Origin of the sequence: Janthinobacterium sp. 344 (genome assembly GCF_900112025.1) — a bacterium.
Classification (GTDB): Bacteria; Pseudomonadota; Gammaproteobacteria; order Burkholderiales; family Burkholderiaceae_D; genus Janthinobacterium.
This window is the reverse complement of the sequence record NZ_FOKL01000010.1, coordinates 169,889-181,085: the sequence shown is the minus strand read 5'-3', so window position 1 is coordinate 181,085 and position 11,197 is coordinate 169,889. Positions and strand designations below refer to the sequence as shown.

Here is an 11,197-nt window from a genome sequence, read left to right as displayed (position 1 = left end):
TGATGACATTCGGCAGTCGCCGCGCGCGGCGACTGTCTAGGCATCAGTAGATCAGCATTGGCAACAACAAAACGCCGGCCCAGCGCCGCAACACAGGGCAACCGTTTGATATGAAGGTGAATGGAAGATGCGTGAAATGACAAGCAAGGGCAGGGGCATGCCGCCCGCGGCACCCGCGACCGCCCTGACGATGCTGTGCCTGGCCATGCTGGCGCTGCCCGGCATGGCGCGCGCGCAGGATGCGGTGCCGGCGGCGGCCCCCGTGGCCGCGCCGGAACGGCAAGTGACGATCGAGGAATACCTGGTGCGCGGCAATACCGTGCTCGACGCCCGCGCCATCGAAGCGGCGGTCACGCCTTTCCTGGGGCCGGGCCGCACTTTGAAGGACGTGGAAGGGGCGCGCGACGCCCTCGTTGCTGCATATCAATCCCGGGGCTACCAGTCCGTCTATGTCGACTTGCCGGAGCAGCAGGTGGAGCAGGGCGTGGTGGTGCTGCAGGTGAGCGAAACGAAGGTGGGACGCTTGCGCGTGGTCGGCGCGCAATACAACTCGCCGCTCGACGTGCGCCAGCAAGTGCCGGCCCTGACGGAAGGCACGGTGCCCGACTTTACGCAGGCGCAAGTGGAACTGACGGCCCTGAACCGCGGTCCCAAGCGCCAGGTGATGCCGCTGGTGCGCCAGGGCACGCTGCCCGGCACCATGGACGTGGACCTGAAAGTCGAGGACAGCAGCCCGTGGCGCGCCAGCGTGGGCTTGAACAATGATTACAGCGCCGACACGAAAAAATTGCGCACCAGCCTGTCGGTCGGCCACGACAATCTGTGGCAGCTGGGGCATAGCGCCACCATCAGCTTTTTCGGCACGCCGGGCGACCTGAACCAGACCAAGGTGTGGTCCGCCTCGTACGTGGCGCCCATCGGCACGCAGGGCTGGAGCGTGGAAGCGACGGGCTACCAGTCGAACAGCAACGTGGCCAGCACGGGCGGCACCAGCGTGCTGGGCAAGGGCCACGCGCTGGGCATGAAAGTCAATTACACGGTGCCCAACAGCGGCATCTGGTGGCACAGCTTTAGCGGCGGCATCGACTTCAAGGATAACCAGGAAGCGCTGACACTGAATGGCACCGGTTCCACCATCCCATTGAAGTATGTGCCGCTCAACGTGGCCTACAACGGCTTCGCGCAGACGGAATCGGCGACGTATGGCCTGGGCCTGTCGCTGGTGGCCGGCACGCGCGCCGCGTTCGGCTATGGCAGCGACAGCGCCGCGTATGACAACAAGCGCTACAAGGCCTCGCCCAGCTTCCTCGTGCTGAAGGGCGACGCCAACGCCACCTACAACCTGGACAGCGGCGCGCAGCTGCACGGGCGCATGTCGGGCCAGCTGGCCGACGCGGCGCTGGTGTCGGGCGAACAGATGGCCGCCGGCGGCGCCAATTCCGTGCGCGGCTACCTGTCGGCCGAGGCGACGGGCGACTACGGCATCTCGGGCACCGTCGAATGGCGCACGCCGCAGCTGACGTATTTCAGCCAGCTGGAAAACTGGCGTTTGTTCGCCTTCGCCGATGGCGCGCGCCTGCGCCTGCGCGATCCGATGCTCGAGCAGAAAGACCTGTTCGGCCTGGCCTCGGTGGGCGTCGGCAGCAGCTTCCAGTTCCTGCGCTACCTGACGGGCCGCGTGGATTTTTCCTACCCGCTGCGCGAGGGGCCGCGCACGCACAAGCACGTGCGGCGCATCAATTTCAACCTGTCGGCCAGCTACTGACGGCCCAGCTCACCAGCACTGCACTTTTCTAGACTTTTCTTCGGAGAATCACTGTCATGCAACGTTTTCTTTTTCTGCTCACGATCCTGGGCACGCTCGTACCCGGCCTGGCGCATGCCTGGTGGCAGCCCGACTGGGCTTACCGCAAACCCGTCACCGTCGATGCCGGCCCGAAGGCGGGCGCCGTGGGCGGCGATCCCGGCCGCATTCCCGTCCTGCTGCGCCTGCATTCGGGCAATTTCAACTTCGAGGGCGTCAGCGACAATGGCGCCGACCTGCGCTTCGTGGCCGGCGATGACAAGACCGTCCTGAACCACCAGATCGAGCAATTCAACCCGCTGCTGGGCATCGCCCTGATCTGGGTCGACGTGCCGGCGCTGACGGCCGGCACGCCGCAGCAACTGTGGATGTACTACGGCAATCCGAAGGCGCCCGCCTCCGGCAATGGCCAGCGCACTTTCGACCCCGACTACAGCCTGGTGTACCACTTCGCCGAACCTGGCGTGCCGTCGCGCGACAGCACCGCCTATGGCAACCATGCCCAGACAGCCGTGCCGGCACTCGACGGTGCCGTCATCGGCGCGGGCGCCCGCCTGGGCACGGCACCTTTGACGCTGCCCGCCTCGCCGTCGCTGGCGCTGGCCGCCGGTGCGCCATTCACCTTCTCGGCCTGGGTCCGCCCGGACAGCCTGGGCGCGCAGCAGATCCTGTATGCGCGCCGCGACGGCGCCAGTGAATTGCTGGTCGGCGTGGACCAGGGCGTGCCCTTCGTGCAAGTCAACGGCCAGCGCAGCAAGCCGGGCCAGCCGATCCAGGCCGGTCAATGGTCGCACCTGGCACTGAAAGCCGACAATACCAACGTGGCCCTGTACGTGGGCGGCCGTCCGGCCGTCTCGCTGGCCACCGCCCTGCCGGCATTCGCGACCGCCGCCGCCGTGGGCGCCGACGTCAACGCCAGCGCCGGCCTGGCCAACTTCACGGGCGCCATCGACGAGCTGCGCCTGTCGCGCACGGCCCGTCCCGACGCCCTGCTGCTGGCCGACGCCGTTTCGCAAGGTTCCGAATCGCGCCTGGCCGTGTTTGGCGCCGACGAACAGCAGGCCGGCAAGAGCCATTTCGGCTTCATCATCGCCGCCATGCCGCTCGACGCGTGGATCGTCGTCGGCGTGCTGGGACTGATGATGGTCTTGTCGTGGATCATCATGATCGGCAAGGGCCGCAGCTATGGCGCCATCTCGCGCGCCAATGCGCAATTCATGCAGTCGTTCCACGAAGCGGCCGGCGCGCCGCTGGACCACCTGGCGCGCAATGGCAAGCTGAGCACTGCCGTGAAGACGGATTCCTCGCTGTGGCGCCTGTATGACGTGGCCATCGACGAGATGCGCCGCCGCCACGACCGTGGCTACGATTTGAACGCCGTCTCGAACGCGACCATCGGCGCCATCCGCGCCGCCATGGATGGCGTGATGGTGCGCGAAAGCGAGCGCATGTCGAAACGCATGATCTGGCTCTCGACGACCATCGAAGGCGCGCCGTATGTCGGCCTGTTCGGCACCGTGATCGGCATCATGCTGGTGTTCGTCGTGGCCGCCATGGCCGGCGCCGTGGACATCAACTCGGTGGCGCCCGGCATGGCCGCAGCGCTGCTGTGTACGGCTGCGGGCCTGGGCGTGGCGATTCCCGCCCTGTTCGGCTACAACTGGCTGTCCTCGCGTTCGGACGCCATCGTTGCCGACATGGCCGTCTTCGTCGACGAATTCGCCACGCGCCTGGCCGAAGAGCAGGGCGACGGACGCCAGATGCGTCCCGTGCTGCAACAGGCGTGAGGGGCGCATAACCATGGCCACCTCCGCCAAGTTTACCCCCCGCAAGCGTAGCGGCGGCATCAATATCACGCCCTTCGTCGACGTGCTGCTGGTGGTGCTGGTGATTTTTATTCTGACCAGCAACGCCAGCATTCCCGGCATCAAGGTCGACCTGCCCAAGGCCAGTTCGGCCATGGCGCTGGAGAAGCCGAAGACCAAGGCCATCACCATCGATAACGCGGGCCAGGTCTTCCTCGACGCGTATCCCGTCACCCTGCCCGAGCTGGAAGAGCGCCTGCGCACGGAAAAGGCGCTCACGCCCGACTTCCCCGTGATCGTGCGCGGCGATGCCGCCGTGCAATACGCGAAGGTGGTCGAAGTGCTCGACTTGCTGCGCCGCATCGACCTGAACCAGGTGGGTCTGGTGACCGGCAAGCCCGCATGAGGAGCGCAAGGTGAAGCGTGACGACATGATGAAGATGGCGGCCTCGGAACCGTCGGGCGCCGCGCAGTGGTGGCGCGGCTGGGGCGGCGTGGCCGGCGGCGCGCTGCTGGCCGCTGCGCTGGCCGCGCTGGTCTGGTATCTGCTGTCCGACACGGCGGCCACCAAGCGCGAAGTGGCGGCCACGCCGATGCTGATGCTGCCGCCGCCACCGCCGCCGCCGCCGGAACCGGAAAAACTGCCGGAACCGACGCCCGACAAGGTGGTGCCGGAAGTGTCGGAGCCGGAACCGACGCCGGCCGACAAGCCCATGGATGACGCGCCGGAAAGCCCGTCGCCGGACAAGGGCGACCCCGTCACCATCGACGGCGCGGCGCAGGCCGGCAGCGATGCCTTCGGCATCCAGGCCGGACGCGGCGGCGGCATGAGCGGTAGCGGCGGTGGCGGCGGACTCGGCGCGGGATCGTATGGCCGCTATGTCGCCAACGCGCTGCAGCTGGCCTTTGCCCGCGACCCGCGCACGCGCCAGCTGGCGTTCAACGATATCCGCGTCGACCTGTGGCTCGATACGGAAGGCAGGACGACGAAGGTGCAGCTGGTGCAAGGCACGGGCAATGCGCAGACGGATGAGCAGGTGCTGGCCATGGTGCGCGACTTCCGCGCCGATGAACGGCCGCCGGCGGCGTTGCGTTTTCCGGCCCGCGTTTCCATCAAAGGCCGCCGGCCGTGAACACCCGACCAAACCTGCTGCGCGTTGTGATTTGCGGCCTGCGATGCTCACTGTGCATGCGCACAGCTGCGCTTCTCAGCCACAACTCACTGCCGCTCGCGACGGTTTGGTCAGGCGTTCTTTACGACATTCATTTTAATTTTTACCGAAAGAAACAATGAATTCCTTATTTTCTCCCTCACAGCGTGTGCGCCGCCTTCCGCTGGCGCTGGCCGCTTTCGCCCTGAGCATGGCGGCGGGCGCGGTGCAAGCGCAGGTTGCCGCACCGGCCGACAGCACCATGGTCAAGCTGATCCGTGGCCTGATCCAGAGCGGCGCCCTGAACAAGGATGCCGGCGAAGCGCTGCTGGCGCAGGCGCAGAGCGAGGCGCTGGCCGCCGCGCAAGCCCGTCCGGCGGCCGCCCCTGTCGCCCTGGCGCAAGTGCAGCCGGGCGACGTGCGCGTGCCGTACATTTCGCAAACCGTGCGCGAGCAGATCCGTGACGAGATCAAGGGACAGGTCATGGCCGAAGCGCAGGCGGGTGGCTGGGCGGCGCCGAATGAAGTGCCGGCATGGACCAAGCGCATCCGCGTGGAAGGCGATGTGCGCGCCCGCTATGAATCGCGCTATTACGACATGGCCAACAGCAATATCGAGATCGACTGGCGCTCGCTCAACAGCGGCAGCGGCTACGACGTCAATGCGAACACCAACCTGGCACTGCCATCGCTGCTGAACACGCGCCAGGACCGCAAGCACTTGCTGCGCGCGCGTGCCCGCCTGGGCATCCTGGCCGATATTTCCGAGAACACGCAAGCGGGCATCCGCCTGGCCAGCGGCAACGATGACAGCCCGGTGTCGACCACGCAGACCCTCGGCGGCGGCCTGGGCAAGAAAAACATCTGGCTGGACCAGGCCTGGCTGTCGTACCAGCCCGCTTCCTGGCTGAAACTGACGGCGGGCCGCTTCGACAACCCGTTTATTTCCGGCGATGAACTGTTTTCCAGCGAACTCAATTTCGACGGCATCGCCGCCAAGGTGCAGCAGCCGGTGGGCGCCAGCAAGGACGTCACCGTGTTCGGCACCCTGGGCCTGATTCCGCTCGAGTATTCGTCCGACAATGCGCCGAGCCGCAGCCAGGCAAAAATGTCCAGCGAAAACAAGTGGCTGCTGGGCGCGCAAGTGGGCGCCTCGTGGAAGGTCAACAGCGACCATCAATTGCGCGGCGCGCTGGCCTACTACAACTTCCGCAATATCAGCGGCGAATACTCGCAGCCGTGCGCGCTGTACGCGGGCGCCGATGGCTGCAGCACGGACTGGTCGCGTCCATCGAGCATGCAAAAAGGCAACAGCTTGATGTTGCTGCGCAATATCGCGCTCAATCCGCTCGATCCGGCGAATACGCCGCAGCCGCAATACGTGGGCCTGGCCTCCAAGTTCCGCCTGGCCAACCTGAACGCGCGCTGGGACAGCAAGGTGGCGGGCGGCACGGATTTGCGCATCGAAGGCGACTATGTGCGCAACATGGCCTACGACAAGAATGAAATGTGGGCGCGCGCCAAGGGCGGCATCATGAACAACTTCGGCGGCACGGGCGGCGTGTCGCAAGCCGATTTCAGGAGCGGCGGCAATGCCTACATGCTGCAGGCGACCCTGGGCAAGGCGAACACGCAGGCGCGCGGCGACTGGAACGTGTTGCTGGGCTATAAGCGCATCGAACCGGATGCCTTGCCTGACGCCTACAACGATTCCACCTTCCACCTGGGCGGCACGAATGCGCGCGGGTATTACCTGGGTGGCGCGTATGCGATCGACAAGAACACCTGGTTCAGCGGCCGCTGGACGTCGAGCCGCGAAGTGTTCGGTTCGGCGCTGTCGATCGACACCCTGCAGATCGAATTGAACGCGCGTTTTTAAGGAGCCATGATGCCGATTTTGAACGCCAATACGGCGCGCCTGTCCGCTGTCCTGCTCTTGCTGCTGGCGGCGAACGCCGCCCAGGCGCAGGGACAAAAAGGCCAGAGCATGGAAGAGCGCCTGCGGGCCGAGTTGCGCAATGTCACGGCGCAGCTGCAGCAGACGCGCGGTGAACTGGAACTGCTCAAAGCCAAGGGCGCTCCCGTCGCCAAGGCGGCGCCCGCCGCCGCGCCGGCCGGCGACGCCTTGAAGAAAGACCTGGCGCGCAGCCAGGCACAGCTGGCGCAGGAACGCGCGCAGCGGGAAAAACTGGCCGACGAGCAGCAGCGCGGCACGGCCGCCGCGCAGGAGCTGGCGGCCAATCTGGCGCAGTACCGCCAGGCCAGCGCGCAGCTGACGGCCACCGGCAAGCAGCTGGAAGCGGAACGCGCGCGCCTGGACGGCGAAGTGACGGCGCAGCGCGGGGCGCTGGCCCGTTGCGAAAGCAAGAATGCCCAGCTGTATGCGACGGGGCAGGAAATCCTGCAAGCGTATGAAGGCCTCGACGTGCTGGGCGTCATGCGGGCGCGCCAGCCGTTCGCCGCGCAAAGCCGGGTGAAACTCGAGCAAGTCGCCCAGCAGTATGGCGACCAGCTGTACCAGGGCCGCTTTGATGCGCGTCAAAGCGAAGCGGCAGCAACGCCGGCCGCGACCGCGCCGGCCTCCCAATAATTTTACTTTCTGAAATGAATGGAATGACGATGGAAAATACCACCAACAACTTGCTGACCACCCTGAACGCCGAGCAGATGGCCGACGCCATCAAGGCGGCCGGCTGCGCCGTCACCAGCATCGAACACGACGGCGTGGTGCGCCTGCACAGCGCCAGCCACGGCATCGGCTTCCAGGTGCTGTGGGGCAATGAGGCGGCGCCTGGCCAGTACGCCGACCTGACCCTGAGCTGCCCGCTGCGCGTGCAGGGCGGCGATTTGCCGGCCGGCTTGCTGGCCGAATGGCACCGCAGCAAGCGCTTTGCCCGCGTGGCCCAGCATGGCGATTTTGTCGTGCTGGAAATGGATGTGCTGGTCGCCGGCGGCGTCAGCGCGATGCACCTGAATATCAATCTGCAATTGTGGACGCAGATGATGGGCCAGTTTTTCTTGTTTTTACGCAACTTTACGCCGGCCAATGACAGTGTTGCAGCGGCCGCCGAGGCGCCGGCCGTGGCCGAAGAAGAAAGCGTGCCGGCCTGATAAGTCGTCCGCAAGCGGCGGAAATGGCCGTTTGCGGGCCATTTTTGCCGTCCGCATGGTCCAAGTGTCGTATTAAATACTTATTTTTTAGGCATCGCGCATTAAAACTGCTCAAAGAGCGTGTGTGAATCAAGCCAGCAACGGCCGTATGGCGGATAATATTGCCTGTTGCCGATTTGGATACGACCTTTACACACTCATGCGCCCCATGGATTTTACCCGCGACGAAACCAGTGAAACCCCAGTTGCCCCGGCAAGTAGCCCGGGAGCGCCTTTGCCGTATGCCGTCGCCACCTGGCTGCAGCGGGTGGAGGCAGCCGCCCACCCGAAGGCCGTGCTGAGCATTGCCGAACCCGACCCCAAGCTCAACGCGCATCGCCTGATCTATGTGCTGGCGCCCACCAGCGGCGGCCGCCACGTGGCCCTGTGCCTGTACAAGGCGCGCCTGCGGCCGAACGGCGACGTGGCGGCGGCGTCGCCCATCAGCGAAATTTTCTCGCTGCTGTCGGCCCCGCCCAGCTTCCTGACGCCGGCCGACGAAGACCTCGTGCGTTTCTTCGTGGCCATGCGCAGCGGACAGAATTCGCAGACGGGCAGCGCCACGGAGCCGAAGGGCAAGGTGGGCGCGGCCCTGCTGAAAATGCTGGCCGAGCAGGACAAGCTGTTATGGGCCAATTCCTGGGCCGACGTGGGCAACGGTCTCGTGTATCCCTTGAAGGAAGGGCCCGTGCGTCCGGCACGCCTGTTCTGGCGCGACGAGGGCAAGACCATGCGCCTGGGCTGGCAGGTCGATCCGCCGGAAGGCGCCAAGCACCATGGCGCCGACCAGATTGACTACATGCTGCCCACCGATCCGCCGTGGTATATCGATAACCTGTCGTGCGGCGTGCTGGAACTGAACCAGGGCGGCTCCGACATTTCCCTGGCCGACCTGCAGGCGCTGGTGGCGCAGGCGCCGCCCTTGAACGCCAACGACAAGGTGCGCGTATCGCAGCTGCTGCTGGCGCAAGGCTTGCAGCATCTGATGCCGCTGCCGCAACCATTGCCGCAGCGCTTGCGCAAGGATGTGCCGGCGAAGCCGGTCTTGCTGCTCGACAGCGCCATGCTGGCCGACGGCAGCATCCAGCGCTGGCACGACTTCGCCGTGCTGTCCTACGACTACGATGGCGAGCGCGTCTCGTTCGACCCGTCGCAGCGCGTGGTGCGGCAAGTGGGCGACGTGACGGAAATCATCCAGAGAAATACGGTCGATGAAGCGCGCGCGCTGGCCACCCTGGCCGAGCTGCAATTCAAGAAGCCGGGCTCGGCCCCCTTGAGTGGCTTGAAGGGCGCCTTGCTGCTGCCGTCCCAGGCGGAATGGCTGCGCTTTGCCGAGTCGGGCATTGACACCTTGCTGGAGCAGGGCTGGATCGTGGAAAAGACGGCCAAGTACCGCTACGACGTGAGCGACGTGGACGACTGGTATGCCGACATCGACGACCAGGACCCGGACAGCGGCAACGCCTGGTTCGAGCTGGAGCTGGGCATCGTCGTCAACCACGCGCGCGTGCCGCTGCTGCCCGTGCTGGTGCAGCTGATCCGCAACGCGCCCAACGATTTCAATCCGAAAGTCATCGAGGCGCATGCCGACGATGACCAGATGCTGGCGACCTTGCCTGACGGCACGCGCGTGGCCCTGCCGTGGGGCCGCGTGCGCCCGATCCTGAACACGCTGGGGGAACTGTATTTCAGCGACAAGATCAAACGTACCGTGCGCATGTCGACGCTGGACGCGGCGCGCCTGGAAGAGCTGGCGCGGGGCCTGGAGATGCAGTGGACGGGCGGCGAGCAGCTGCGCGCCATGGGCCGCAAGCTGAGCCAGTTCGGTTCCGTGCAAAAAGTGGCGGCACCAAACGGTTTGCAAGCCACCCTGCGCGATTACCAGGCCGATGGCCTGGCGTGGATGCAATTCCTGCGCGACCATGACCTGGCGGGCATCCTCGCCGATGACATGGGCCTGGGCAAGACCGTGCAAACGCTGGCGCATATCCTGGTGGAAAAGGAAGCGGGCCGTTTGACGCATCCGGCCCTCGTCATCGCGCCGACCAGCCTGATGGGCAACTGGCAGGACGAGGCGGCCAAGTTCGCGCCCAGCCTGAAAGTGCTGCTGTTGCAAGGCAAGGACCGCGCCCAGCAATTCGACCAGATCGATCAGTGCGACCTGGTGCTGACGACCTACGCCCTGTTGCCGCGCGACGAGGAAACCTTGCGCGAGCACGATTTCCACCTGGTCATTCTCGACGAGTCGCACTACATCAAGAATACGCGCAGCAAGGCGGCGCAAAGCGCGGGCCTGCTGCGCGCGCGCCACCGCCTGTGCCTGTCCGGCACGCCGCTGGAAAACCATTTGGGCGAACTGTGGTCGCAATTCCACTTCCTGCTGCCGGGCCTGCTGGGCGACGAGAAGACGTTCAACACCCAGTTCCGCCATCCGATCGAGCGCCAGGACGATCCGCTGCGCCGCATGCTGCTGAACCGCCGCATCAAGCCCTTCCTGCTGCGCCGCACGAAGGACAATGTGGCCAAGGAGCTGCCGCCGAAGACGGAAATGGTGCGCAAGGTGGAATTGACGGGACCGCAGCGCGACCTGTACGAAACCGTGCGCCTGGCGATGGACCAGAAGGTGCGCGAGGAAATCGACAAGAAGGGCGTGGCGCGCAGCCAGATCGTCATCCTCGAAGCGCTGCTGAAACTGCGGCAGGTGTGCTGCGATCCCCGCCTGGTGAAATCCCTGCCGGCCAAAAAACAGTCGGCCGGTTCGGCCAAGCTGCTCGACCTGATGCAGATGGTGGAAGACTTGCTCGACGAAGGGCGCAAGATCCTCGTCTTCTCGCAATTTACCAGCATGCTGGAATTGATCGAGGAAGAACTGGAATCGCGCGACATTCCCTACGCCTTGCTGACGGGCGAGACGAAGGACCGGGGCGCGCAAGTGGCCGCCTTCCAGCAGGGCGCCGTGCCGATCTTCCTGATCAGCCTGAAGGCGGGCGGCGTGGGCCTGAACCTGACGGCGGCCGACACGGTCATCCACTACGATCCGTGGTGGAACCCGGCGGCGGAAAACCAGGCCACGGACCGCGCCTGGCGCATCGGCCAGGACAAGCCCGTGTTCGTCTACAAGCTGATCGCCAAGGGCACGCTGGAAGAAAAAATCCAGCTGCTGCAGCAAAAGAAATCGGAACTGGCGCAATCGATCCTGGCGGAAGGCGAATCGCAAAAGATGGCCCTCACGCAGGAAGACTTGCAGCAGATTTTCGCGCCGCTCGAGGATTAACACGGCAGCTGGC

The 11,197-nt window shown here is 65.5% G+C and carries 8 protein-coding genes; all 8 read left to right on the top strand.

Annotation, left to right across the window (positions count from 1 at the left end):
• The first annotated feature begins 127 nt into the window (after positions 1-127).
• Positions 128-1,765, top strand: coding sequence for a ShlB/FhaC/HecB family hemolysin secretion/activation protein (locus tag BM193_RS23665; RefSeq protein WP_217638517.1), 1,638 nt, complete (start codon positions 128-130; stop codon positions 1,763-1,765).
• A 56-nt stretch (positions 1,766-1,821) separates the two neighbouring features.
• Positions 1,822-3,591: a DUF2341 domain-containing protein gene (locus tag BM193_RS23660; protein ID WP_092801576.1), complete on the top strand. Its 1,770-nt coding sequence runs from the start codon at positions 1,822-1,824 to the stop codon at positions 3,589-3,591.
• Positions 3,592-3,604: 13 nt separating this feature from the next.
• Positions 3,605-4,015 (top strand): ExbD/TolR family protein, encoded by a 411-nt coding sequence (locus tag BM193_RS23655; protein ID WP_034753784.1) that lies wholly within the window; start codon positions 3,605-3,607, stop codon positions 4,013-4,015.
• Between the two features lie 10 nt (positions 4,016-4,025).
• Positions 4,026-4,742, top strand: a complete 717-nt coding sequence (locus BM193_RS29310; protein WP_302847674.1) for an energy transducer TonB family protein — start codon at positions 4,026-4,028, stop codon at positions 4,740-4,742.
• Between the two features lie 187 nt (positions 4,743-4,929).
• Complete coding sequence (locus BM193_RS23645) at positions 4,930-6,639, top strand: putative porin (protein ID WP_254786391.1); 1,710 nt, start codon at positions 4,930-4,932, stop codon at positions 6,637-6,639.
• A gap of 6 nt (positions 6,640-6,645) precedes the next feature.
• Positions 6,646-7,350, top strand: a complete 705-nt coding sequence (locus BM193_RS23640; RefSeq protein WP_092801570.1) for a hypothetical protein — start codon at positions 6,646-6,648, stop codon at positions 7,348-7,350.
• A gap of 29 nt (positions 7,351-7,379) precedes the next feature.
• Positions 7,380-7,871, top strand: a complete 492-nt coding sequence (locus BM193_RS23635; protein ID WP_254786390.1) for a YbjN domain-containing protein — start codon at positions 7,380-7,382, stop codon at positions 7,869-7,871.
• A 208-nt stretch (positions 7,872-8,079) separates the two neighbouring features.
• Positions 8,080-11,184: a DEAD/DEAH box helicase gene (locus tag BM193_RS23630; protein WP_092801564.1), complete on the top strand. Its 3,105-nt coding sequence runs from the start codon at positions 8,080-8,082 to the stop codon at positions 11,182-11,184.
• Positions 11,185-11,197 lie beyond the last annotated feature (13 nt).

Bases quoted from the DNA above. Each gene is read 5' to 3' on its own strand.
- BM193_RS23665 (WP_217638517.1), top strand. From the start codon at position 128: ATGCGTGAAATGACAAGCAAGGGCAGGGGCATGCCGCCCGCGGCACCC.
- BM193_RS23660 (WP_092801576.1), top strand. From the start codon at position 1,822: ATGCAACGTTTTCTTTTTCTGCTCACGATCCTGGGCACGCTCGTACCC.
- BM193_RS23655 (WP_034753784.1), top strand. From the start codon at position 3,605: ATGGCCACCTCCGCCAAGTTTACCCCCCGCAAGCGTAGCGGCGGCATC.
- BM193_RS23640 (WP_092801570.1), top strand. From the start codon at position 6,646: ATGATGCCGATTTTGAACGCCAATACGGCGCGCCTGTCCGCTGTCCTG.
- BM193_RS23635 (WP_254786390.1), top strand. From the start codon at position 7,380: ATGGAAAATACCACCAACAACTTGCTGACCACCCTGAACGCCGAGCAG.
- BM193_RS23630 (WP_092801564.1), top strand. From the start codon at position 8,080: ATGGATTTTACCCGCGACGAAACCAGTGAAACCCCAGTTGCCCCGGCA.